General features: G+C 54.1%; 26 protein-coding genes and 1 pseudogene. 16 read left to right on the top strand and 11 right to left on the bottom strand.

Features of this window, described 5'->3' with window-relative positions:
• Positions 1-42: 42 nt before the first annotated feature.
• The 3 genes from NR195_RS01390 (at position 43) to NR195_RS01380 (ending at position 2,050) form a co-directional block, all read left to right on the top strand.
• Positions 43-735 carry an aspartate/glutamate racemase family protein gene (locus NR195_RS01390; protein WP_033760791.1) on the top strand — a complete coding sequence of 231 codons (693 nt, stop codon included), beginning with the start codon at positions 43-45 and terminating at the stop codon, positions 733-735.
• Positions 736-768: 33 nt separating this feature from the next.
• Complete coding sequence (locus NR195_RS01385; RefSeq protein WP_010670565.1) at positions 769-1,098, top strand: DHCW motif cupin fold protein; 330 nt, start codon at positions 769-771, stop codon at positions 1,096-1,098.
• A gap of 211 nt (positions 1,099-1,309) precedes the next feature.
• Positions 1,310-2,050: a YoaK family protein gene (locus NR195_RS01380; RefSeq protein ID WP_029519590.1), complete on the top strand. Its 741-nt coding sequence runs from the start codon at positions 1,310-1,312 to the stop codon at positions 2,048-2,050.
• A 46-nt stretch (positions 2,051-2,096) separates the two neighbouring features.
• Here the strand turns inward: NR195_RS01380 and NR195_RS01375 are convergent, their stop codons facing one another.
• Positions 2,097-2,822 carry an SDR family oxidoreductase gene (locus NR195_RS01375; RefSeq protein WP_245115060.1) on the bottom strand — a complete coding sequence of 242 codons (726 nt, stop codon included), beginning with the start codon at positions 2,820-2,822 and terminating at the stop codon, positions 2,097-2,099.
• Between the two features lie 99 nt (positions 2,823-2,921).
• On the opposite strand from NR195_RS01375, the gene NR195_RS01370 reads away from it, so the two are divergent.
• Positions 2,922-3,806 (top strand): LysR family transcriptional regulator, encoded by an 885-nt coding sequence (locus NR195_RS01370; RefSeq protein ID WP_167423124.1) that lies wholly within the window; start codon positions 2,922-2,924, stop codon positions 3,804-3,806.
• Positions 3,807-3,826: 20 nt separating this feature from the next.
• Here the strand turns inward: NR195_RS01370 and NR195_RS01365 are convergent, their stop codons facing one another.
• Positions 3,827-4,222: a cupin domain-containing protein gene (locus NR195_RS01365; protein ID WP_010246880.1), complete on the bottom strand. Its 396-nt coding sequence runs from the start codon at positions 4,220-4,222 to the stop codon at positions 3,827-3,829.
• 116 nt (positions 4,223-4,338) lie between these two features.
• Positions 4,339-5,355, bottom strand: a complete 1,017-nt coding sequence (locus NR195_RS01360) for a substrate-binding domain-containing protein (RefSeq protein ID WP_045139984.1) — start codon at positions 5,353-5,355, stop codon at positions 4,339-4,341.
• A 424-nt stretch (positions 5,356-5,779) separates the two neighbouring features.
• On the opposite strand from NR195_RS01360, the gene NR195_RS01355 reads away from it, so the two are divergent.
• Positions 5,780-5,974: a hypothetical protein gene (locus tag NR195_RS01355; protein WP_010246886.1), complete on the top strand. Its 195-nt coding sequence runs from the start codon at positions 5,780-5,782 to the stop codon at positions 5,972-5,974.
• Positions 5,975-6,443: 469 nt separating this feature from the next.
• Here the strand turns inward: NR195_RS01355 and NR195_RS01350 are convergent, their stop codons facing one another.
• From NR195_RS01350 to NR195_RS01335, 4 genes are all read right to left on the bottom strand, one after another.
• Entirely contained in the window at positions 6,444-6,698 is a 255-nt protein-coding gene (locus tag NR195_RS01350; protein WP_010246887.1) for a biofilm/acid-resistance regulator YmgB/AriR, read from the bottom strand.
• Positions 6,699-6,859: 161 nt separating this feature from the next.
• A complete protein-coding gene (locus NR195_RS01345; protein WP_010670560.1) occupies positions 6,860-7,153 on the bottom strand; it encodes a hypothetical protein in 294 nt (97 codons plus the stop codon).
• A 174-nt stretch (positions 7,154-7,327) separates the two neighbouring features.
• Positions 7,328-7,573 (bottom strand): regulatory protein YcgZ, encoded by a 246-nt coding sequence (ycgZ, locus tag NR195_RS01340; RefSeq protein ID WP_010246891.1) that lies wholly within the window; start codon positions 7,571-7,573, stop codon positions 7,328-7,330.
• A gap of 247 nt (positions 7,574-7,820) precedes the next feature.
• Positions 7,821-8,114 (bottom strand): hypothetical protein, encoded by a 294-nt coding sequence (locus NR195_RS01335; protein ID WP_010670559.1) that lies wholly within the window; start codon positions 8,112-8,114, stop codon positions 7,821-7,823.
• 458 nt (positions 8,115-8,572) lie between these two features.
• Here NR195_RS01335 and NR195_RS01330 point away from each other — a divergent pair, with 458 nt between their 5' ends.
• The 5 genes from NR195_RS01330 (at position 8,573) to NR195_RS01310 (ending at position 12,434) form a co-directional block, all read left to right on the top strand.
• Entirely contained in the window at positions 8,573-9,487 is a 915-nt protein-coding gene (locus NR195_RS01330) for a metal ABC transporter substrate-binding protein (RefSeq protein WP_154210184.1), read from the top strand.
• Entirely contained in the window at positions 9,484-10,299 is an 816-nt protein-coding gene (locus tag NR195_RS01325) for a manganese/iron ABC transporter ATP-binding protein (protein ID WP_010246897.1), read from the top strand. Before NR195_RS01330 ends, NR195_RS01325 begins: the two co-directional genes overlap by 4 nt.
• Before the next feature lie 2 nt (positions 10,300-10,301).
• Positions 10,302-11,162, top strand: a complete 861-nt coding sequence (sitC, locus tag NR195_RS01320) for an iron/manganese ABC transporter permease subunit SitC (RefSeq protein ID WP_256843941.1) — start codon at positions 10,302-10,304, stop codon at positions 11,160-11,162.
• Positions 11,162-12,013, top strand: coding sequence for a metal ABC transporter permease (locus NR195_RS01315; protein WP_256843940.1), 852 nt, complete (start codon positions 11,162-11,164; stop codon positions 12,011-12,013). The genes sitC and NR195_RS01315 overlap by 1 nt, the downstream gene beginning before the upstream one ends.
• A 97-nt stretch (positions 12,014-12,110) precedes the next feature.
• On the top strand, positions 12,111-12,434 hold the full coding sequence (locus NR195_RS01310) for a hypothetical protein (RefSeq protein ID WP_033768791.1): 324 nt from the start codon (positions 12,111-12,113) through the stop codon (positions 12,432-12,434).
• A 68-nt stretch (positions 12,435-12,502) separates the two neighbouring features.
• On the opposite strand, the gene NR195_RS01305 is transcribed toward NR195_RS01310, so the two are convergent.
• Positions 12,503-12,928, bottom strand: a complete 426-nt coding sequence (locus NR195_RS01305; RefSeq protein WP_256843939.1) for a putative T6SS immunity periplasmic lipoprotein — start codon at positions 12,926-12,928, stop codon at positions 12,503-12,505.
• The gene (locus NR195_RS01300) at positions 12,928-13,455 is read right to left on the bottom strand and encodes a type IV secretion protein Rhs (protein ID WP_187505791.1); all 528 of its coding nucleotides are present in this window, start codon (positions 13,453-13,455) and stop codon (positions 12,928-12,930) included. The genes NR195_RS01305 and NR195_RS01300 overlap by 1 nt, the downstream gene beginning before the upstream one ends.
• Before the next feature lie 643 nt (positions 13,456-14,098).
• Between NR195_RS01300 and NR195_RS01295 the strand changes: the two are divergent.
• Positions 14,099-14,320, top strand: a pseudogene (locus NR195_RS01295) (metal ABC transporter permease); the annotation flags it as partial.
• A gap of 20 nt (positions 14,321-14,340) precedes the next feature.
• Here the strand turns inward: NR195_RS01295 and NR195_RS01290 are convergent.
• Positions 14,341-15,234: a LysR family transcriptional regulator gene (locus NR195_RS01290; protein ID WP_010246903.1), complete on the bottom strand. Its 894-nt coding sequence runs from the start codon at positions 15,232-15,234 to the stop codon at positions 14,341-14,343.
• Between the two features lie 439 nt (positions 15,235-15,673).
• On the opposite strand from NR195_RS01290, the gene NR195_RS01285 reads away from it, so the two are divergent.
• From NR195_RS01285 to NR195_RS01265, 5 genes are all read left to right on the top strand, one after another.
• Positions 15,674-16,162: a (2Fe-2S)-binding protein gene (locus tag NR195_RS01285; protein WP_022624540.1), complete on the top strand. Its 489-nt coding sequence runs from the start codon at positions 15,674-15,676 to the stop codon at positions 16,160-16,162.
• The gene (locus tag NR195_RS01280) at positions 16,159-17,151 is read left to right on the top strand and encodes a xanthine dehydrogenase family protein subunit M (RefSeq protein WP_256843938.1); all 993 of its coding nucleotides are present in this window, start codon (positions 16,159-16,161) and stop codon (positions 17,149-17,151) included. Before NR195_RS01285 ends, NR195_RS01280 begins: the two co-directional genes overlap by 4 nt.
• On the top strand, positions 17,148-19,532 hold the full coding sequence (locus NR195_RS01275) for a xanthine dehydrogenase family protein molybdopterin-binding subunit (protein WP_033760772.1): 2,385 nt from the start codon (positions 17,148-17,150) through the stop codon (positions 19,530-19,532). The genes NR195_RS01280 and NR195_RS01275 overlap by 4 nt, the downstream gene beginning before the upstream one ends.
• A 95-nt stretch (positions 19,533-19,627) precedes the next feature.
• On the top strand, positions 19,628-20,194 hold the full coding sequence (locus NR195_RS01270; protein WP_033768802.1) for an NTP transferase domain-containing protein: 567 nt from the start codon (positions 19,628-19,630) through the stop codon (positions 20,192-20,194).
• Complete coding sequence (locus NR195_RS01265; RefSeq protein ID WP_256843937.1) at positions 20,191-21,174, top strand: XdhC family protein; 984 nt, start codon at positions 20,191-20,193, stop codon at positions 21,172-21,174. The genes NR195_RS01270 and NR195_RS01265 overlap by 4 nt, the downstream gene beginning before the upstream one ends.
• Here NR195_RS01265 and NR195_RS01260 read toward each other — a convergent pair.
• Entirely contained in the window at positions 21,163-22,269 is a 1,107-nt protein-coding gene (locus tag NR195_RS01260) for an ABC transporter substrate-binding protein (RefSeq protein ID WP_088234225.1), read from the bottom strand. The two genes, NR195_RS01265 and NR195_RS01260, sit on opposite strands and share 12 nt — an antisense overlap.
• Positions 22,270-22,286 lie beyond the last annotated feature (17 nt).

Raw genomic sequence — 22,286 nt, 5'->3', positions numbered from 1 at the left:
ATCTGGCATGCTGGAATAAAACCCCTGAACCCGGAGTGCATTGTGAAAGTCATTGGTCTGTTAGGCGGTATGTCGTGGGAGTCTACCGCGCTCTATTATCGCATTCTCAATCAGCAGGTTAAACAGCGGCTGGGCGGCCTGCACTCGGCGGAGCTGGTGCTCTATAGCGTGGATTTTCAGCGCATTGAGCAGCTACAGGCCGCGGGCGAGTGGCAGCAGGCGGGAGAGATACTGGCTGAAGCGGCACGCAATCTGGAACGGGCTGGCGCGCAGTTCATCGTACTCTGTACCAACACCATGCATAAAGTGGCAGCACAAATCAGCGCCGCAACGGGCATCCCGCTGCTGCATATCGCCGACGCCACCGGACGGCGCATTCAGCAGGCCGGGGTGCGTAAGGTCGGATTACTGGCGACGCGATTCACCATGGAACAGGATTTCTATCGCGGGCGACTTCAGCAGCAGTTTGGTCTTGAGGTGATCACGCCGGATAGAGAGGATCGGATTTTTGTGCATGAGGTGATTTACCACGAACTCTGTCTGGGCGAGATCAATCCCGCGTCGCGTCGCCGTTATGGTGAGATCATGCAGCAGCTGGTCGCGCAGGGGGCGGAGGCCATTATTCTGGGCTGCACCGAAATCACACTGCTGGTGGATGCCACGGATGCCAGCGTGCCACTGTTTGATACCACGCTTATCCACGCGGAAGAGGCCGTTACCCAGGCGCTGGCCTGACGTTTATCCTGCACTTAGCCTTGAGGGAATCGCATGAAAATTGAAAATCTGCCGTTTGGCCTGACCCAGTGGGATCAGATTGAAGAGACGATTCATCCCGGCGACCAGGGGCAGGCGACCTGGCGAACCGTGAAGTTTAACGATATCCGGGTGCGGATGGTCGACTACTCGCCAGGCTATGTCGCCGATCACTGGTGCACAAAGGGCCATATTTTGCTGTGTATGGCGGGTGAGTTGCACACTGAACTGGCAGATGGTCGCCGTTTCGTGCTGACACCGGGCGTCAGCTATCAGGTGGCGGACGATGCTGAACCACATCGCTCCTTTACGTCCACAGGCGCGCAACTCTTCATCGTTGACTGAGTTCACCATCAGCCTCTCTGGTGATCAGCTGCTGGTGAATCATCGCGTCGTTGACACTTTTAAAAGTAAACTGAATCAGCTTTATAAAAATCAGCAAAATTAATGGCTTATTTCATCAGAGTTATCTGGTTCTGACAGGAATAATTTCCATCAGGCTGTATGCTGGAAGCCTTATATGAACGTTTTGCATTCACCTGAGGTGGGGAAGCCTGTGCTGATAAAAAAGAAGAAAGTTCGTTCGCATACCGAAGATCGACTGCTGGCGCTGGTGCTTGCCACCACCGCCGGCATCCTTAATGCCATGGCGCTGGGCGCGTTTGGATTTTTTCCATCGCATATGACCGGTAACACGTCGCAAATCTCCCAGGAAGTGACCACCAGCGACCTCCATACCATGCTGTTTTTGATGGCACTGATTATTGCCTTTGTGCTGGGTTGTACCGTTGCCCGGCTGGCGGTGGTAGTGGGGATCAGACATAAGTTACGCACCATATTCTGTCTGATCATTCTGGCGGAAGGGGCGGCACTGACGGCGGCATCAATCTTTGAAATCGTGTTCTACCGGCCAAGCTTTAACGGGGAAGTGCTGTTAATGCTGGGCTTTTTAATGGGGATTCATAATGCGACCTCGACGCAGCTCTCCAATGGCCGCGTCAGATCGACCCACATTACCGGCACGCTGACCGATGCGGGTATTGCGCTGGGGTCGTGGATCTTTGCCCATACTTCTCACGCCGTGCATCTTGAAACCGACGATCGTCGCTTTTTCCAGAAGGTTCTGCACACCCATCTGACTACCGTGTTTTCATTCCTGAGCGGCTGTATTGCCGGTCTGCTGCTGTTTAAAGTCTATGGCTTTAACGCCATGGTTGGACTGGGGATATTTCTGATGCTGGTGGCACTGACGGCCATCGCCATCACCGTGCAGCGTACCCGCAGAAGCCTCTACTGACAGTAAAACCGCCCGCCCGATGCACACAGCGCATCGGGCGGGTTGCTTACTGCTGCGTTCGGGTTGGCCGCACCACGATTTCGTTCACATCCACCTCTTCAGGCTGTTCAATGGCATAGCGAACGGCGCGACCAATGGCGTCCGGCTGCAACGCGATAGCGCGATAGTGCTGCATCGCCTCGGCGGCTGCCGGATCGGTAATGGTTGATGCCAGCTCGCTCTCAACCACACCGGGATGGACACAGGTCACCCGTAGCTGACTGTTCTCCTGCCGTAATCCGTCGGAAATCGCCCGCACCGCAAACTTAGTGGCGCAGTAGACGGCTGCGGTGGGCGACACGGCCAGCGCCCCTATCGACGCGACGTTGATGATGTGGCCGCGCTGGTGGGCCAGCATGGTCGGCAACACTGACGCAATGCCATACAGCACCCCTTTGATGTTTACGTCGATCATCTGTTCCCACTCTTCCACCCGCAGCGACGCCATCGGAGACAAGGGCATAATACCGGCGTTATTGATCATTACATCCACCCGGCCCCATCTCTCCAGCGCATACTCAACAAACTGCGTCATCTCTTCGCGGCGCGTAACATCAAGCGCTTTGATCGCCACCTCTGCACCATTGAACTGCAGCTCTTCAGCCAGCGCGGCCAGGCGGCTTTCCCGCCGCGCACCCAGCAGCAGAATGGCATCTGTTTTCGCCAGTTCACGTGCAATGCCTGCACCGATGCCGCTTGAGGCGCCGGTAATTAAAATCACTTTCTGAGTCATTTTGTTTCTCCAGTCAGGTTGTCACTGGCGATCATACGGCGACTGGATTATAAAGATAATCCACCGAACACTTTACGCACTGGTAACTCAATCTGACCAATGAATGCCGATAAAAATGCTCTCGAAGTTTTTGTGATTGTGGCGCAGACGCGAAATTTCCGGCTGGCCGCAGAACAATTAGGTGTTACGCGTCCGGCGATCAGCCAGAGTCTGCGGCGTCTGGAAGACCGGCTTAACCTCACGCTGATGCAGCGCACCACACGATCGGTTCAGCTGACCGAAGCCGGACAGCGGCTCTATGCCGAAGTGGCGCCGGCGATCAACCAGCTCAATCGCGCCGTGACCGATATTGCCGAACTGGCTGCGGAACCTCGGGGCCAGCTGCGGCTGGCGATCTCCTCGATTGCTGAGCGGATGCTGGGGGGAAAACTACTGGCGAGCTTTATTACCGCTTACCCGCAGGTGGAGCTGGATATCACCGTCACCGATGAGGAGTTTGATATTGTCGGGCAAGGCTATGACGCGGGCGTGCGGCTGGGGGAGGTGATTGCTCAGGATATGATTGCGGTGCCGGTATCCACCGCGCAGCGTCAGGTGGCGGTGGCGTCACCCGCCTATCTGGCTCGCGCAGGCACGCCGCAACATCCTCAGGATCTGGTCAATCATCGCTGCATCGGCTGGCGAAAAGGGCCTGGTCTGGCCCCTTATCGCTGGGAGTTCGCAGAGCAGGGACGCGAGTTTGATGTTGCCGTCAATCCGCAACTCACCACCAACGACATGGGGGTGATGATCCGCACCGCCTGCGCCGGGGGCGGCATCAGCTTTGGCATGGAAGAAACCTTCCAGCCTTACATCGCACGTGGCGAACTGGTGACCCTGCTCGACGCATGGTTGCCTGCCTTTGCCGGCTTCTATCTCTATTTTCCCAGCCGTAAAAACCTGGCCCCCAAGCTGAGGGCGCTGATCGATCACGTCAGACTTTAGCGACAGAGTGCACGTCTGATTTAGCGCTGATATTGCTGATCGCTGACCTGCTCCAGCCAGTCTACCGGCGAGCCGTTCAGTGACTCAGCGATAGCAATATGCGTCATGGCGTTATCCGGCGTTGCACCGTGCCAGTGCTTCACGTTTTCCGGGATCCAGACGATATCACCGGTGTTCATCACCTGAATGGCTTCACCCTCACACTGAATCCAGCCCTGGCCATGCGTGACGATCAGGGTTTGCCCGAGTGGATGGGTATGCCATGCGGTGCGGGCACCCGGTTCAAAAGTCACCGTTGCGCCACCCACGCGGGCGGGTTCGGTTGCCTGGAATGGTGCATCAATCCGAACCGTACCGGTAAAATATTCAGCAGGTCCTTTACGCGAAGGCAGCGATCCGTTGGCGATAATTTTCATTACTCACTCCTGTTGTTAACGTGTCATGCACAGTGTAACCGGCAAGCCGGAGCGTGATTAGCCCGCTCAGTCGGCAAACGGTTATGAGCCGGGCTCATTAATTGCCTGACAGTTTTTCAGGCTGTCATGTTGTAACGGGTGATGATGTTGATTTTAGAGTAGGGCGCGGGCGGTTCTGAGGCGGGCAAAAATCCATGAAACGCCAGCAGCGTTCTGAAGGCGTGCAGCGCATCAAGCTGTAAATTATGCTCGATTAATGCATCAATTTTACCAGCCTGCAGCAGTGCACGATTCTCACGATCGAGATCGTGACCAATAAAAGCGTTAACCGTCCGCTTTTGTTCGGCAAAAGCGCGCAGTATGCCGGGATTACCGCCACCGACTGTGTAGACCGCATCTGCATCCGGATGTCTCTGCAAAAACTGTGTCACAGACTGCTGCATCCGGGCGTCAATGCCATAACCGCCTGCCACCACGCTCACCTGATGCTGGGGCGCAAACTCCTGCATTGCTCGCTGAAACCCCTGAATTCTCTCGTGTTCGCCAATGAAATCGTGACTGCCGGTCACAGCCACAATATGCGAACGACTCACCCGCAGCCATTTTGACATCAGAAAAGCCGCCACTTTACCGGCATCAAAATTATCCATGCCGATATAGCGCAGGCGCGCGCTGCCGGGCAGGTCACTCATCATGGTGACCACCGGAACGCGTTGTTTCAGCAGTGATTCAAGGGTGGGATGAAGTTCACCAGAACAGGCTGCCTTAAGAATGACGCCGTGACTATGCAACGCTTTTTTATTCAGCAGCGCGTTAATCGCCTCCGCAGTCAAATTCGCGCCGAAGTGGAAACGAAGCTGAAGTTTAAAGGCAGTAAAACTGGCAATCTGACTGCTGAACGCCTCACGTATCAGTGGCTGAAAGCGGTCAGGTGTATGCATGATGACGTCGAAATAGATCGTTCTTCCCCTGGCGAGTCCCGCTTTTTGCATCAGTTCCAGGTCCGCTATCGCCTGCTGGATTCGGTGCTGGGTCGTGGCATGCACGTTGCCGCGCTGATGCAGGGCCCGGTCGATGGTCGCCAGACTGAGTCCCGACTGGGCAGCAATCTGTTTCAGGGTAAATTTAGCCATGTGCTGCTCGTGACACCAGAGGATGACGATAGTTTTATCATACTGCTGGCCATTGTCAGATGATCATTTGTGAAAGGCTGGTCAGCACATATCAGGCCGGGAAAGCTGCCCCGCAGGTTATCGCAACAAACAGTGAGTCGTAAAAGTGTTTATAACACATTCAGCCAAAAGTCTGTTTCCGCGATATATAACTATCCAACTCTCAATATACATGGGCATAAATAGATTACAGCGGTTGCTACCACGTTTTGGCTATTTATAGCTTCAGGGCTGCATGGGGTGAAAATAAAGCAAGATAATATTCTGAAGTTGTATAGTTAATAACCTTTTTGCCGCTTCGCTTATATTTCCCACCCTACGGCTTTTTTGTTTTTTGGCTCCCGCTAATGATAGACTGTATATGCATACACCATCGGGAGGTCGTGTGAAGTACGACAACGATAATGAAATCCGTGCGCTGGTTGGTGCGGTAGTCAGTGATTTGATCAAGGCGGGAGAGCCGGTTCATTTCCACGACATTACGGACGCGCTGTTTCGCCTGAGCGAAGAGACGCGTGACAGCAGGCTGAAAGCATTGTGTCAGGAAGCGATAAGCTTTTTCACTCGTAAGATGCATTAAGGTTGCCAGGCCTGATGCCGGGCGTTGTCCCGGCCTGTGTCATGATAGCGTCCCTGCTACCTTTGACATCGGCGATCATAAGAGGCTTTGCATATTGCTCGCAGCCATTAAAACGGATTTTTTGTGAGTCGTTTGTTTTTTATTCAGCGAGACGGTTGATGACCTCATTAAAAATGTCAGTCAGATCTTTCTGTTGATTATTCATTAGGGGTGGCGAATTTCTGATAAAGAAGTTCGCCTTTTCATTGGCAGGTCTTATTAAGCCTGAATGATCATCATCTGGCATGATTGCAAAAAAGCGTTATCGTCGGGATCAAATCCCTGCTACATCATTAACCTGCAAAAGAATTTTTATATCGGATAATTTCTGTGTGGCATATCGGGTATACAGCGAAAGTGAGGGAAGGAAACAAAAGCGGGCGAGGGGGAAGAGTATCCTGCGTTACCAGAGGTAACGCAGAATGGCGTATCAGATGCCGGTATCGTCTGGCGTGCGGCCAACCACGATTTCCAGCGTTTTGCGTAACACATCCAGCCTGACAACATCTGAAGTGCATTCCAGTTCAGCGATCAAATAGAGGATGATCGCTTTATTGGTTACACGTCCCTGATCAGCAACAATGTCACGAATCACTGCGCCCAGCAGTTCAGTTTCCGGAGCAAGCTGATCGCCTGCGCTACGGAAGTAGTCAATGATTGAAGAATCTGATGATGAATGCTGCATGATTATTCTTTCTCTGAGGAAAATGGGTCAGATGCAATGGTTGAAGTCAAAAACGAGTGTAGGCGCAGTTTTCGTTTTGCCCAGCCCGCCTTAAAAATTCTGTTCAGGTCTGCCGCTTCGCTTAAAATTAGCCGCATGTATCAGGTACGCAGTACGCTCAATCAGTGCTTTTTCGAACCTTCAGGCGGGCCATCACTGTTCATACGATGAGCCGTGTTATCACGTTCGGCACCGTCGCCCTGCACGCGTTTGCGCGCGGCAACCATACCATTACGGACTTCAGTGATGGCTTTGCGAATCACTGACACTTTCACGGCGTCGTCAGCATCAGCAGCCATCAGTTCGAGCTGTGCGATTAAGGCGTTGCTGGATACCGGTTTGTCTGACTTGAGTAATGTCAGAACGGCTTCGCCGATCATAACATCTGTCAGTTTCTCATCTTCACTTCTGTACATACTGGCTTCTCTGATTGCGAATCAATGGCCATGCTGCGGGTCCGTATGCGTCAGCGGGTGCGACTTAGTGCACCCGATACGGGAAGCAGAACTGGGCTTTATTGCTAGGATAGATCTTCCTGGGTGATGGCTGAAACAGGCGTCCTGATTAACATGCACGACCGTGAGAGGGCATTAATCTTCGCGACGAAACAGCATCGCAATGAGTTCATGCAGATGACTCTCTTCTTCTGGCGTGGCAGCCAGTTCAAGGCGACTCAGCAGTTTACTGCAAATCGTTTTCCGACTAAGGCTATGACCTGCGCGCAGAATTTCCACCACAACCGAACCCAGCGTCTCCTGTTGCGACGGTGAGCTGGCCTGATTAAAGTAACGGGCAATATCGCTGATCGTTTCCGGGGCTTGTCCGTTCTGACGCATGTTGTTGTCCTCAGGTGATTTAAATGTATGCACTCTGGATGCGCAAGTTATACATCTTTGCAAAACTTGTACAGAATTTTGGATTTTTGGGATTAATTTTTTTGTGCAAAAAGTGCTAAGGCTTTTAAAACAGGGTGTTACGAGGAGTTTGTAGCGAGGTAAAAATTGTACCAGATTCTTGTATCATTCACACCCCACCGACGCTCCGACCTGAATATTAAGGCCGGAGAGGAACGGCACACCTGGGTTAGTGTTTAAAGAAGATGTCATCGGCAGAGACGGGAGCAGCGGGCTCTTTGCCAGTGGTTTTGGCAAGCCAGTTCGCCGGGGCGGTGCTGCGGGAACCGATGGTTTTGAACCCCATCAGCCATTGAAGCGCATGCTGCATCTGCTCAAGGCGAGTCTCATTAACTTCAGAGTCAGCCATGACCCTTAGTTCATTAATCAGCAGTTCAACATTCACTTCCTGACCGGCATTAAACAGGTTCATTGCGGCTTCGCCAATGATGACATTCGCTTTTTCGTCGCTGGAAAAATACAAATTATCCTCCTGGGTGATTGCGGTAAGTAACATTAACTGTAGCAAAAAAATTTACGAAGCTTAATCAATTCAGCCTATCAATAAGATTATTTTAATTGTCGGTCTGCTATGCGTGTCATGTGAGTGCCGCCAGGTGTCAGAACGTTGTTCGGTAAATTGCGCCGTCAGGATGGGCTTTTTGTAATCCTGTTATCGCTTTTGCGGTTTACTCAACCACAGATGAGAAAGGCGTAAAACCCGGTTATAGCTATACATCACGCTTTCCATAAACTTTCCATCAATGAAATTAACTTTCTACATATCAATAAGTAAAACATCTAGCTTACAAAACTTCACATTCGGGCCCGGACGCTGAAGAAACTTCACAACCCTTCGCTGTTACAAAGGTATAGCCTGTGCTATAAAAAATAGCCTATGCTAATTATGTTCTGTTTTTAATCACCTCTGGAGATCGCCCTATGGTCCCGAAAAGAAAAATAACCATGATGCTACTGAGTGCGCTACTGACAACCCTGATGGCGACCAGCAGCTATGCAGCAGAAAAATTTAAGGTAGTGACGACGTTTACGGTCATCGCTGACATGGTAAAAAACGTGGCGGGCGATGCGGCCGAAGTCACTTCCATTACCAAACCGGGTGCTGAAATACACGAATATCAGCCGACGCCCGGCGATATCAAACGGGCGCAGGGTGCGCAGTTAATTATGGCGAACGGGCTTAATCTCGAACGCTGGTTTGAGCGTTTTTATCAGCATCTGGATGGGGTGCCGGAAGTGATTGTCTCTGCCGGGGTAAAACCGATCGGCATTGGCGAGGGGCCTTATAACGGTAAACCGAATCCGCACGCCTGGATGTCTCCGGACAATGCGCTGATCTATGTCGATAATATCCGTGATGCGCTGGTGAAATATGACCCGGCGCATGCGGAAACCTATCGTCAGAACGCAGCTGGCTATAAACAAAAAATCACCGCAGCGCTGGATCCGCTTCGCCAGCAGATTGCCGACATCCCGGAGGATAAACGCTGGATGGTGACCAGCGAAGGCGCATTCTCCTATCTGGCTCGCGACCTGGGCATGAAAGAACTCTACCTGTGGCCTGTAAATGCTGATCAGCAAGGCACGCCGCAACAGGTGAGAAAAGTGATCGACCAGGTGAAGAAAAATGCGATTCCGGCGGTGTTCAGTGAAAGCACCGTGTCGGATAAGCCAGCCCGCCAGGTCGCGCGGGAAACGGGTGCGCATTACGGTGGGGTGCTTTACGTCGACTCATTAAGCAACGCTCAGGGACCGGTGCCGACCTATCTGGATTTGCTCAGAGTCACCACGGAGACGCTGGCACAGGGCATCAAAGCGGGAGAGAAAGCGCAATGACAGACACCATCGTGGTTTCCGATGTTACCGTGACCTATCGCAACGGTCACACCGCGTTGCATGATGCCAGCTTCAGCGTGCCGGGCGGATCGATTGCGGCGCTGGTGGGCGTCAATGGCTCAGGCAAGTCAACCTTGTTCAAAGCGCTGATGGGCTTTGTCCGGCTCGCCAGCGGCAGCATCTCAGTGCTCGGCATGCCAACTCGTGAAGCACTGCGTCAGAGTCTGGTCGCGTATGTGCCGCAGTCGGAAGAGGTGGACTGGTCTTTTCCGGTGCTGGTGGAAGATGTGGTAATGATGGGTCGCTATGGTCATATGGGCCTGCTGCGTCGACCGAAACCGCACGACCAGCAGATTGTCAGTGATGCGCTGGCGCGGGTCGATATGCTGGATTACCGCCATCGTCAAATCGGTGAACTCTCCGGCGGACAGAAGAAAAGGGTATTTCTGGCGCGCGCCATTGCCCAGCAGGGCAGCGTTATCCTGCTGGATGAGCCGTTTACCGGCGTGGACGTTCAGACTGAGGCCAGAATCATCAGCCTGCTGGGTGAGCTGCGCGATGAAGGCAAGACCATGCTGGTCTCAACGCATAATCTGGGATCGGTCACGGAGTTCTGCGATTACACCGTGATAGTCAAAGGCACCATTCTGGCCAGCGGCCCGACGCGCACCACCTTTACCGCCGCCAACCTTGAGCGTGCATTCAGTGGGGTGCTGCGTCATGTGATGGTGAAAGGGCTGGACGATCAGATTATCACCGACGATGAGCGGCCTTTTATTGCGCCACGTACGGCACCTGAAGACGGGAACTGACCATGGAACTGTTACTGGAGCCTTTTGGTTATCACTACATGCTCAACGCGATGTGGGTCTCCGCCATGGTCGGCGGCCTGTGTGCGTTTCTCTCCTGCTACCTGATGCTCAAAGGCTGGTCGCTGATTGGCGATGCGCTGTCGCACTCCATCGTGCCGGGCGTAGCGGGTGCTTACATGCTGGGACTGCCCTTTGCGCTGGGCGCGTTTCTCTCTGGTGGGCTGGCGGCGGGCAGTATGCTGTTACTCAATCAGCGCACCCGCTTAAAAGAAGATGCAATCATCGGCCTGATCTTCTCCTCCTTCTTTGGTCTGGGTCTGTTTATGGTGTCGCTCAATCCGACCGCGGTAAACATTCAGACCATTGTGCTCGGCAATATTCTGGCGATTGCGCCCGCGGATATACTCCAGCTGGCGCTGATTGGCGGGCTGTCGATCATCATTCTGCTGTTTAAGTGGAAGGATCTGATGGTCACCTTCTTTGATGAGAATCACGCGCGCGCCATCGGACTGCGTCCTGAACGACTGAAAGTCCTCTTCTTTACCCTGCTGGCAGTCTCAACCGTGGCGGCGCTGCAAACCGTCGGTGCATTTCTGGTGATCTGTCTGGTGGTGACGCCAGGCGCGACGGCCTGGATGCTCACCGACCGCTTCCCGCGTCTGCTGATGATTGCCGTAGCGATTGGCAGTATCACCAGTTTTCTCGGTGCGTTGGCGAGTTACTACCTGGATGGCGCAACGGGCGGCATCATCGTGGTGGCGCAGACGTTGTTGTTCCTGCTGGCGTTTGTCTTTGCGCCCAAACATGGCTTGCTGGCTAACCGGCGTCGTGGCCGCCATCGTCCCGAAAAGGAGCCTGGCTGATGTGGATCTTTGAACCTTTCCAGTTCGCTTTTATGAACAGTGCGTTGCTGATTGCGCTGGTGGTGGCGATCCCCTGTGCGCTGCTGTCGGTCTTTCTGGTGCTGAAAGGCTGGGCGCTGATGGGCGATGCCATGAGCCATGCGGTATTCCCCGGCATCGTCCTCGCCTGGATGGCCGGGCTGCCGCTGGCGGTGGGTGCGTTTGTCGCAGGTCTGTTCTGTGCCGTTGCCAGTGGATTTGTGCAGGACAACAGTCGTATCAAGCAGGATACGGTGCTGGGAATCGTCTTTTCCGGCATGTTCGCGGTGGGATTGATCCTCTATATCGCCGTGAAGCCGGAGGTGCATCTTGATCACATTCTGTTTGGTGACATGCTCGGCATTACGGGCGCTGACATAATTCAGACCTCGCTTATCGCAGCGGTGATCGTTGGGGTCATTGCGGTGAAATGGCGTGATTTTATGCTATTCAGTTTTGATCCGCAGCAGGCGCAGGTCTCTGGCTTACCCGCACGCTGGCTGCATTATGGGCTGCTCTGCATGGTCTCGCTGACCATTGTGGCGACGCTGAAAGCAGTAGGGATCATCCTGTCGATTTCCCTGCTGATCGCGCCCGGTGCTATCGCAGTTCTGCTTACCCGCCGCTTTTCACATGCGCTGCTGGTGGCGGTCGTGGTGTCGGTGCTGGTGTCGCTGAGTGGGGTCTATCTCTCGTTCTTTATCGACAGCGCGCCAGCACCCACGATCGTGGTGCTGTTTGCACTGGTGTTTATCGTGGCGATGGTGTTTTCAGGCCGCAAAACGCGACAGCTGGAGCGTCTGAAACTTCGCGAGAGCGGCAGGCATGAGTAGAGTGATGACCAGCATGAATGCGGTAAGTTGGGACTTTATGTGCAAACGGATGTTCAGAGTATTCTAAACCTATGAACATGACTCAAAGGAAATGGTAATGACATTTGAGATCAGAAAAGGAAGTAATGTGATTGGTCTCACTGAACTGGAGTTCGGTGATCCTCCGATGGGGTTTGTTTATGGAGAATTTAAGCCTACCACTTTTTATCAAAGAAATGATTCAATGACTGAACTTGCACTTTTTAAGCGAGATGGGAGTCTGCATATTCATACGAAGTTTATAACTATTGTGGATAGCTCCGAGCAAATTGATGAAAAGCTCACAGAAGTGACGATTTTAATTGAATCAGCTGAAGAATATGAAAGATATTTTTATCACCATTTGGAAAAATATAATAATAATTTTGGTTGCGTTGACTGATTTGGGGTGGAATTGATTGGCTGCAATCTGGTAAATTAACCCGCATACAAAGTATGCGGGCTTTTAATTTATTTTTTCATTGCTGGAGTGATTGTCAGGTTGTTGCCTTGTTGTACAGTCTGGAAGGTAGAGACATAGGCCTTTCTTGTCGCCTTTTTATTCTCACCGCCTGCTTTTTTATTTACTTCAATATAAATGAGGTATGTTTGTCCATTTTCAAGTTTTATTTCTTCTGGCTGAATGCAAAAAAGGCCAGCTTTGGGTTGTTTGTCAGCAGGGAAAATAACCTGTTCTGAGGGGTTTTTCATATTATAAGTTAACGCGGATACAACCTTTTCATCACTTTGTATTGGTATAGAAACACATACATCACTATTCTGGACATGGGCCGGAACCGGTGTTTCTTTAGTATATCGATTATCCAGGTTTTCGCCCAGCGTGCAACCACTCAAGAGAAAAATTACAGGGATTAAGGTCTTAGTTAAAATATTCATTAGAACGGGAACCCCTCAAGAACTTTTTGATATTTTGAATGAATCTTATTGTCTACTGATCCAACATAAGAAACTTCGCCATCTTTACCACGTCTTGCCAGCCACATATTAAGCCCAAATTTAGAAAGCAAAAAGTAATCAGCAATAATTTGTGCTTGTTGTTCTAATCTATAATCAAACAGCTTTTTATTTTCTTCAAAAGAGTATTCGTAGCTAACAAAGCCACTAACAAGGCCTCTCATACGTACCCATATGCCCCTTTGATACTGCCAGACATGCGACATTTCATGGATGAAAAGATGTTGAAACTGAAAAGATTGAATTGAAAAGTTCTCGCAATACCAGTCCCGGAAATATAATTCTCCATTGGGGCTCATTGCGGTATTTCTACCCTGAAGTTTGAAGGGAAAGTAACTTGCATGATGAATCCACACGCGAGGATAGACGATTGAATTTCCGAATACTGATTTTGCTAACGCTATTTCGCCAGGTGTCAGGAGTCTTTGACTCCCTTCATTATCACTCATGAAATCCTCCTTAATCTCTTGATTTTAATTAATGAATAGATTGTTCCGACTCAGTGCACCTATAGTTAACTTACCAGAATCCCACGACTGGTGATGGATTTTAGCAAAAAAGACGGGAGTTGTCTCAAATATGGTTTTGGCAGATAATCCAGAAGCTTTTAGCTTGAGGTGTAATCCCGGCGGCAAACTATTACCATTTTTTATCCTGAAGTCCCTGTCCTAAACACTGTAAAGGATTGAGATCATCATCTGGTGAATAAAATCTCAAAATCTAAATTTTCAGTAAGCCGAAAAGGATGATGCACGTTCATTACTTTTTTCACATCGCGAGTATACCTGTAAGTTCGTCACGTTAAAGAAACTATGAGCGATCAGCCGATGGGGATCTCACCGCTGAGCAAACTGTTCAGCAAAGGGGTATAAAACAAAAATTATTCAAGCTCTCCCTGAAAAGCGCTACAGAAAATGGCAGGGTTTCTGCCAAATGTGGCGCTTTCATGTGATCTGCCTTTTTACACCGTCTGGTATCAGCTCTGCCACTGCGACTGGCAGACAATGCTGCAGAAGTTAATCAGTTTGAACTGGGCATCCTTGTCTGCCAGTACATCTGCTTTTACGTAACCAAAAGTCATCTTTGGCATGTGCTATCGCAGTTCTGCTGACCCGACGCTTTTCACATGCGCTGCTGGTGGCGGTCGTGGTGTCGGTGCTGGTGTCGCTGAGTGGGGTCTATCTCTCGTTCTTTATCGACAGCGCGCCAGCACCCACGATCGTGGTGCTGTTTGCACTGGTATTTATTGTGGCGATGGTGATTTCAGGTCGCAAAACGCGGCAGCTGGAGCGCCAGCGGCTTAATGCCAGCTGACTGGCTATCGCGGCTGTCTCTCAACCGCGATAGCGCACCGCATCAATCAAACGTGTAAAGGCGCTGGTGTGCTGTCTGCGGCTGGGATAGTAAAGATAATAACCCGGAAAAGGCTCACACCAGTCAGCCAAAACCTGAACCAGACGGCCACTTTTAAGGTGTTCCGCAACGCTATCCTGCGGCACATAGCAGATCCCCATCCCGCTCAGTGCGGCATCAATGCGCGACGCGAGATGATTAAAAATTAACTGACCCTGCGTTTTGACCCTGATCTCCTTGCCATCACGCATAAACTCCCAGTTATAGAGGCCACCCAGCGTCGGCAGCCGCAGGTTGATGCAGTTATGATGCTGTAAATCATAGGGAGTCTCAGGTCTGCCGTGCTGATCAAAATAGCTGCTGGCTGCCACCACGCACATATTCCAGTCCGGCCCGATGCGTACCGCCACCATATCCTTTTCGACCTGCTCACCCAGTCGCACGCCTGCATCGAAACGGCCGCTGACAATATCGGTCAGACTGTTATCCACCGACACTTCAACATGGACATCGGGGTATTGCTGAAGAAAGGGCCTGAGCAGCGGCCAGAGTGTAGAGGTGAGCGCATGTTCGCCTGCGGTGATACGAATGTTGCCGGAGATTTTACCCTGACTGTCAGTGACATTGACCAGTTCAGACTCAATCTCGCTGAACAGCGGGGCGAGGGTAGTGATCAGCCGTTCACCGGCTTCTGTCGGGGCAACGCTGCGAGTAGTGCGCGTCAGCAACCGGACGCTAAGACGCTCTTCCAGAGCGCGAATCGCGTGGCTCAGTGCCGACTGCGACACACCCAGCTTCGCCGCTGCCCGGGTGAAGCTGCGCTCTTCTGCTACCACCACCAGATAGATCAGATCGTTAAAATTTTCTTTCAGCATAGGCCCTCTGACCTGTTTGATCGGTTATCCCGGTCGGGACAGGCCGATTTATCGACGTTAACTACGGCTTCGCTACCCGACCTGCTATCAGACCCGAAATTGCCTTTCAGGGTTACACATTTCGCGGCAGGATTAATGAGGCGGACAGATAAACCCTATGAACGACGGCTATAAAAGCTTTTTTCAATAAAGTTAATAAAATCATTTAGATGAGCGTTGTATGAACACATATTTATCCCGATTCAACCTCGCTCCGCCATTCAGATAACACTTACTTTTCCCGGCTTCCCCGCAAAATTGCCAAAAAGCTGCTAAACCTTAAAGCAGAGATACGCGCGTAAAGATTAGGGTTATCACGATTTTCCCCCGATTCGAACCCCGTCAGAAATAAACCTATAAAAAATTACATCTTTTGGCCCCCAACAATGGGAAGCAGACAATGTCGGAAAAAATATCGCTAACAATGCAGGTTAATGGTCAGTCGCAGCAGATGCAGGTCGATCCCCGTGTCACCCTGCTTGATGCGCTGCGTGAGCATCTTAACCTGACCGGCACCAAAAAAGGGTGCGATCAGGGGCAGTGCGGTGCCTGCACGGTACTGATTAATGGCCAGCGGGTGCTGAGTTGCCTGACGCTGGCGGCTCAGGCGGATGGCGCCGAAGTGACCAGCATTGAAGGGCTGGCTTCCACCGAAGGTGAGCTGCACCCGGTGCAGCGCTGCTTTATGGAGAATGACGCCTTCCAGTGCGGCTACTGTACACCGGGTCAGATTATGTCCGCCGTCGCCTGCATCAAAGAGGGCCATGCGGGTTCAGAAGATGAGATCCGTGAGTATATGAGCGGCAACCTTTGCCGTTGTGGAGCATATCCGCACATTGTGGATGCGATTAAACAGGCCGCAGCAGAGATGGCGAAGGAGTCCGCATGAATGAATTCAGCTGGAAAGTCGCGCAGTCGCCTGAGGAAGCCGCAGCCCTGAAACAGCAGTCTGGCAGCCAGTTTCTGGCAGGGGGCACCACACAACTCGATCTGATGAAGTGTGGGGTCTTCACGCCGCCGCAGCTCATCGGCATCACTGGATTGACCGGGCTTAAAAACCTGCAGTTTGACGACGATAAGATCACGGTCGGCGCGCTGGTCACCATGAGCGGCCTGGCAGATCATCCCGCCTGCCAGCAGAACGCGCCAGCCATCTACGGCAGCCTGTGGCAGGCCGCGTCACCGCAGATTCGTAACATGGCCACGCTGGGCGGTAATTTACGCCAGCGTACCCGTTGCGCCTATTACCGCGATCCGGCGACCTTTTCCGCCTGCAACAAACGCAATCCGGGTTCCGGCTGCGCCGCACTGGATGGCGTTAACAGCAATCATGCCATCCTGGGCGCCAGCGACAGCTGCATCGCGGTCTATCCCGGCGATCTGGCGGTGGCGCTGGTGGCGTTTGACGCCATCGTGGTCCTGCAGAATCAGCAGGGCGAAACCCGTCGCATCGCGATTGATGATTTCTTCCTGTTGCCGGGTGACACACCTGATCGTGAGCACGATCTGCGCGATGACGAAATTCTTGTGGCCATTGAAGTGCCGCAAACCGAGTCACTGCGACACTCACACTACCTTAAAGTCCGTGACCGCAGCTCTTATGAGTTTGCTGCAGCTAGCGCGGCCGCAGGCTTCACGCTGGAGAACGGCGTGATGCGTCAGGTCCATATTGCGCTGGGCGGCGTCGCCACCAAACCCTGGCGGGTCAGGTCGGTGGAGCAGGCGCTGGAGGGCCAGCCGTTTAATGAAGAGACGGTCTTCCAGGCGGCAGAACGGATTACACAGGAGACGCAGGCGCTGACCCACAACGCCTATAAAGTAAAACTGGCGCCGCGTGTGATTGCACGTGCGCTGATGGCAGCAGGAGAAACCGCATGAGTGACGTAAATGACAAATCACGTCGGGAGTTACTGAAGGCGACGGCGGCGATCTCAGCGGCGGGCAGCCTGGGGCTGAGTATGCAAAGCGCCAGTGCCAGTGATACTGCCACGGCGGAACCAGAAACCACCGATCCGATTGAGGGACTGGGCGCCGGGCGCTCGCGGGGTGACGGCAAAGTAAAAGTCACCGGTGAGGCGCGGTATGCGGTAGAACATCAGCCGGGAAATCCGCTCTATGGCGTGGTGATCCAGTCTACTGTTGCCAGCGGCCGTATCAGCCGGATGTCTACGGAAAAGGCGCAGCAGGCCTCGGGAGTGGTGGCGGTTTATACCCATCTGAATAGCCTGAAGATCAACAAACCTACCGCGATTGCAGACGGCGGCGCGGCGCAGTCAACCTATACCCCGATTCAGGACGATGTGATTATTCACAACGGCCAGAACATCGGTCTGGTGGTGGCAGAGACGTTTGAGCAGGCAACTTATGCCGCCTCGCTGGTGGAGATCGACTATGAAACCTCGCCTGCACTGATTTTTGCCACCGATGAGGGTGTCGAACCGAAACCGGTATCGAAACAGGATATCGATATGGGCGATGCACAGGCGGCGATGCAGCAGGCCGAGGTGCGTCTGAGCCAGCGCTATACCACGCCGCGCGAATACAACATGCCGATGGAACCGCACGCCTGTGTCGCTGAGTGGCAGGATGGACGCATGACCGTCTGGGAGCCGAGTCAGTGGGTGGCAGGCGCGCAGGTGGAAATCGCCGAGTGGATGGGCATTGACGTTGAAGATGTGCGGATTATTTCGCCCTATGTCGGCGGGGGATTTGGGTCCAAGCCGGTGCCTTACACCCACGTCGCACTGGCCAGTGTGGCATCACGAGCGCTGAAGCGTCCTATCAAAGTGTCGCTGACCCGACCGCAGACCTTTACTGGTCTGGGCGGACGTCCCGCCACCTCGCAGCAGCTGGAACTGGGTGCCTCGCGTGACGGCAAAATCCAGGCGATTATCCAGCGCAGCTTCAGTGAAACCTCATTAATCGATGTATTTGCTGAGAACTGCAGCAAAGTCACCGCCCGCATGTATGCGGTGGGCAACGTCTCCGCCCAGCATCAGGTCAGGCCGATCAATACCGTGACGCCAGGCTGGATGCGGGCGCCAGGTGAAAACCCCAGCGCCTTTGGCTTGGAAGTGGCGATGGACGAGATGGCCTATGCCCTGAATATCGATCCCCTGGAACTGCGTCTGCGCAACTGGGCGGACAAAGATTATCAGCTCGATCTGCCGTGGAGTTCGCGTCGCCTGAAAGAAGCCTATCAGAAAGGGGCTGAGGCCTTTGGCTGGGATAAGCGCATTATGACGCCGCGGTCGATGCGCGAAGGGCGTGAATTGATTGGCTGGGGCATGGCCTCTGGCACCTATCCGGTCAACAAACTGCCTGCTGAGGCAAAAATCATCCTGACCCCACAGGGTAAATTTGTGGTGCAGTGCGCCGGTGCGGATATCGGCACCGGGACCTATACCATCCTGGCGCAGACCGCTGCCGACATTCTTGGCGTCGCCTCCACCACCATTGAGGTTCAGCTGGGTGATACTGAGCTGCCGCGTGCCGGTGTCGCAGGTGGATCGCAGCTTGCGGGCAACGTGACCGCGGCAGTGAACGATACCGCCAGACGAATGCGCGACCAGCTGCTGAAACTCGCCAGCGAGCTGCCACAGTCGCCACTGAATGGCACTCCGGCATCTCAGCTCACGCTGAAAGGCGACGGGGTTCAGCATAATCTGCGCAGCGGTCTGGCGGTCTCATTTGCCCGGCTGGCAAGCCTGGCACCGGCGGAGAGTCTGACGGTGAAAGGCGGCACTTTCCCGGACGATCTGTCACAGAGCGAGCGCGACAAGATGGTGCGCAACCTTAATGACATGAGCCGCCCTGAAAAATTCTCGGCCCACAGCTGGAGCGCGCAGTTTGTGGAAGTGCGGGTCGATGAAGATTTCGGCACTATCCGGGTCAAACGGATGGTGGCGGCGCTCGACAGCGGTCGTCTCTACAACCCTAAACTGGCGCGCAGCCAGTGGATTGGCGGCATGATCATGGGCGTCGGTCAGGCGCTGATGGAAGAGGGCATCGTCGATCCACGCAATGGTCGGGTGATCAACAACAACCTGGCGGACTATCTGGTGCCGGTTAACGGTGACATCCCGAGCATTACCACCATCAACGTTGGCGAGCCCGATTTTGAGGCGACCACCATGGGCGGTAAAGCCGTGGGTGAGCTGGGTATCGTGGGCGTGGCGGCAGCGATCAGTAATGCGGTGTTCCATGCCACCGGTAAGCGGGTGCGCGACTTACCTATTACTCTCGATAAGATTATCTGAGCCTGTTCCTGACCTGCTGCCAGCAGGTCGATGTGAGGATATGCGGGCGCGGGCTGAAACCTGCGCCCGTTTTTCACGCTTAGCGGAGAGAAAGAGTGAAGATAGCGTTGATTGTGCTGGCCGCCGGGCTGAGTCGCCGTTTTCGCCAGCAGGCGGGTGAGCATAAGCTGCTGGCCGATCTGAATGGCAAACCGGTGCTGCAACGCACGCTGGAGCAGGCCGCTGCCAGTGGTCTTGACCTGTTTGTGGTCACGCGCCCGGACGCCGCTGCGCTTAAGGCGCTCTGCTCGCAGGCTACCCTGGTGCTGTGTGACAGCGGCGGGCTGGGCGAATCAATCGCCGCAGGTGTCAAAGCCAGCCGTGACTATGACGGCTGGCTGATTGCGCTGGGCGATATGCCGTTTGTCACGCCTGAAAGTTACCGCGCCGTCAGCGCCGCGCTGGCGGACGCGCCGATCGTCAGGCCGTGGATTGACGGCAGGCCGGGCCATCCGGTTGGCTTTCAGCACCCCTGCTATCCGATGCTGAGCACGCTACAGGGCGATGCCGGGCCGCAGGCGGCGGTGAAGTCACTCGCCGTCCGGCTGCCGCTTCAGGATCGCGGCTGTTTGTGTGATATCGATCTCCCTGCTGATCTGCAGTTAATAAAGGAATTTTCATGATTACGCTGGATCAACGTGTGATTAATGCGGCACTGAGCAGCTGCCAGGCGGGTCAGCAGGTCTGGCTCTGCACGGTGCTGCGCACCTATGGATCTTCGCCGCGCGCGCCTGGCACCCTGATGACGGTTAACGAAACGGGTGCTTACTGCGGATCGCTGTCGGGCGGCTGCATTGAAGAGGACTTTCTGGCGCAACTGGCGGCAGGAGCCTATCGCGCCAGCAGTCAGCGGGTGCGGTACGGTGAAGGCGGAATGCGTCCTGACGTCAGCCTGCCGTGCGGCGGCAGCCTGGAGATCGTCATTGAGTTTCTGCCGCCCGATGATGCCACGCTGGCGCTGCTGACGGCCATGCAGCGCGCGCTGAGCGGACAGCAGCCGATGGTGAAAATGATACGACCCGGCGAACGTGCGCAGTGGGAAGTGCTCGCCCCTGACAGGGTGTTGCCTGCGCTGGATGCCAGTGAACAGCAGATGTTACTGCCGGTTGGTGCGATACCGGAACTGCTGATCGCGGGCTACTCGACTGTGGCATATGAGTGCATCCGGCTCGGGCAGATGCTGGGATTTCACGTGCGGGTCTGTGAGCACCGACCGGAGATGCTGACGGAGCTGGAGAGCCACTTCAGCGCTGCGGACAACGTGACGCTGGTGTCACAGCATCCGGCGCGCTGGCTGGAGCTGAACGGCGCGCATGCAGCGGTGGCGATTGTGGCACTGACCCACGATCCCCGCATTGATGACCTGACGATGATGGAGGCGATCGCGACACCCGCGTTCTATATCGGCATCATGGGCTCGGCGAAAAATAGCGAGAAACGAAGGGCGCGACTACAACAGATCGCCGGCATGGATCGTGCCGAACTGGACCGCATCCATGCGCCCATCGGCCTGCCTATCGGCAGCAAAACCCCGGCGGAGATTGCGCTGTCGGTGATGGCCGATATCGTCCGGGTGAAAAATCACGGGCTGTCAGCCGCCTGAGTCCGACGTCGCCTCCGGTGCGAGCCGGTAGAGGTAGCTGCCCGAATAGGGGATCGGCAGGAAATCATGGAACAGCTGCCGCAATGTCTGTTCAGGATCGACATCGCGGAACAGTTGCGGATAGAGCGTGGTGGCGAAGAATTCTGTCGCTACCACGTGCCACGGACTGAGGTAAAAGTTGTGCCAGATTGCCCCGGCATGACCGTCCCGCAATGCCGTCAGCTGCTTCAGCGCATTCTGCTGACCGGTCAGCGCCAGCAGGCTCTGCCGGGTCTGCGCTGTTGTGACGGCGGGACCGAGTTTTAAGGCTCCCGCTTCATCGGCGCTGCCGGTGCCGGTGGCGAAGTAAAAGTCGGGCTGTGCCGCAATCACACTCTCCTCACTCAGCCGTCCGAACACGCCTTTGATCTGCTGACTGGCGATGTTGTCGCCCCCGGCAAAGCGCAGCAGCTCACCCAGGTTGCCATTCACCGACGTCACGCAGCATTCACTGCGCCGCCCGAGATGCAGCTGCAAAAGAACTTTAGGTTTAGCACCGTGATAGCCCGCCAGTCGGCTCTCAATGCGCTGCATGTGGCTGCGGTAAAAGCGATTGAAGTCAGCAGCCCGCTGGGGCTGATTCAGCACCTCGCCCAGCAGGGTCATGCTGCGCTCGGTATTTTTCAGCAGCTCAACCCGCAGATCGATCTTCACCACCGGGATATGCGCCGCGCTGAGCATCTTCTCCAGCACTGCTCCGCTTTCACTGCCGCGCGCCAGCTGCGGCAGGATCACCAGGTCCGGTTTCAGTGCGATCACCTGTTCGGGATTCATGTCATTGACGCCATCCAGACCCAGTACCGGAATTTCCTCCATCTGCGGAAACTTACTGGCAAAAATCTGCCAGGTCTGGGGATCATACTTTTTCAGATCCTGTGGCCAGCCAGCGATATGCTGCAGCGGATTGCCGGGCGTCAGCAGCGCGACGCTGTAGAGCATCCGGCTTTCACCCAGCACAATACGCTGCGGATGGTCGGGTATCTCTACCTTACGGCCGGTGATGTCGGTCAGCGTGCGAGCGTGTGCGCCAGCGCTGACCAGTATCACGCTCAGCATTAATAACGCACAGCGCA

It is taken from the genome of Pantoea sp. Ft-CA_14 (assembly GCF_024520875.1).
In the GTDB taxonomy this organism is placed as follows: Bacteria; Pseudomonadota; Gammaproteobacteria; order Enterobacterales; family Enterobacteriaceae; genus Pantoea; species Pantoea agglomerans.
The sequence above is the reverse complement of the archived record's forward strand: the minus strand, read 5'-3'. Positions and strand labels throughout refer to the sequence as shown.

What these genes read in the sequence shown, in the direction of transcription:
- NR195_RS01365 (WP_010246880.1), bottom strand. Translation starts at nt 4,222, where the DNA reads ATGAAAATTATCGCCAACGGATCGCTGCCTTCGCGTAAAGGACCTGCT.
- NR195_RS01300 (WP_187505791.1), bottom strand. Translation starts at nt 13,455, where the DNA reads ATGAGTGATAATGAAGGGAGTCAAAGACTCCTGACACCTGGCGAAATA.
- NR195_RS01360 (WP_045139984.1), bottom strand. Translation starts at nt 5,355, where the DNA reads ATGGCTAAATTTACCCTGAAACAGATTGCTGCCCAGTCGGGACTCAGT.
- NR195_RS01265 (WP_256843937.1), top strand. Translation starts at nt 20,191, where the DNA reads ATGATTACGCTGGATCAACGTGTGATTAATGCGGCACTGAGCAGCTGC.
- NR195_RS01375 (WP_245115060.1), bottom strand. Translation starts at nt 2,822, where the DNA reads ATGACTCAGAAAGTGATTTTAATTACCGGCGCCTCAAGCGGCATCGGT.
- NR195_RS01305 (WP_256843939.1), bottom strand. Translation starts at nt 12,928, where the DNA reads ATGAATATTTTAACTAAGACCTTAATCCCTGTAATTTTTCTCTTGAGT.
- NR195_RS01290 (WP_010246903.1), bottom strand. Translation starts at nt 15,234, where the DNA reads ATGCTGAAAGAAAATTTTAACGATCTGATCTATCTGGTGGTGGTAGCA.
- NR195_RS01310 (WP_033768791.1), top strand. Translation starts at nt 12,111, where the DNA reads ATGACATTTGAGATCAGAAAAGGAAGTAATGTGATTGGTCTCACTGAA.
- sitC (WP_256843941.1), top strand. Translation starts at nt 10,302, where the DNA reads ATGGAACTGTTACTGGAGCCTTTTGGTTATCACTACATGCTCAACGCG.
- NR195_RS01325 (WP_010246897.1), top strand. Translation starts at nt 9,484, where the DNA reads ATGACAGACACCATCGTGGTTTCCGATGTTACCGTGACCTATCGCAAC.
- NR195_RS01285 (WP_022624540.1), top strand. Translation starts at nt 15,674, where the DNA reads ATGTCGGAAAAAATATCGCTAACAATGCAGGTTAATGGTCAGTCGCAG.
- NR195_RS01260 (WP_088234225.1), bottom strand. Translation starts at nt 22,269, where the DNA reads ATGCTGAGCGTGATACTGGTCAGCGCTGGCGCACACGCTCGCACGCTG.
- NR195_RS01275 (WP_033760772.1), top strand. Translation starts at nt 17,148, where the DNA reads ATGAGTGACGTAAATGACAAATCACGTCGGGAGTTACTGAAGGCGACG.
- NR195_RS01280 (WP_256843938.1), top strand. Translation starts at nt 16,159, where the DNA reads ATGAATGAATTCAGCTGGAAAGTCGCGCAGTCGCCTGAGGAAGCCGCA.
- NR195_RS01370 (WP_167423124.1), top strand. Translation starts at nt 2,922, where the DNA reads ATGAATGCCGATAAAAATGCTCTCGAAGTTTTTGTGATTGTGGCGCAG.
- NR195_RS01345 (WP_010670560.1), bottom strand. Translation starts at nt 7,153, where the DNA reads ATGTACAGAAGTGAAGATGAGAAACTGACAGATGTTATGATCGGCGAA.
- NR195_RS01350 (WP_010246887.1), bottom strand. Translation starts at nt 6,698, where the DNA reads ATGCAGCATTCATCATCAGATTCTTCAATCATTGACTACTTCCGTAGC.
- NR195_RS01385 (WP_010670565.1), top strand. Translation starts at nt 769, where the DNA reads ATGAAAATTGAAAATCTGCCGTTTGGCCTGACCCAGTGGGATCAGATT.
- ycgZ (WP_010246891.1), bottom strand. Translation starts at nt 7,573, where the DNA reads ATGCGTCAGAACGGACAAGCCCCGGAAACGATCAGCGATATTGCCCGT.
- NR195_RS01315 (WP_256843940.1), top strand. Translation starts at nt 11,162, where the DNA reads ATGTGGATCTTTGAACCTTTCCAGTTCGCTTTTATGAACAGTGCGTTG.
- NR195_RS01330 (WP_154210184.1), top strand. Translation starts at nt 8,573, where the DNA reads ATGGTCCCGAAAAGAAAAATAACCATGATGCTACTGAGTGCGCTACTG.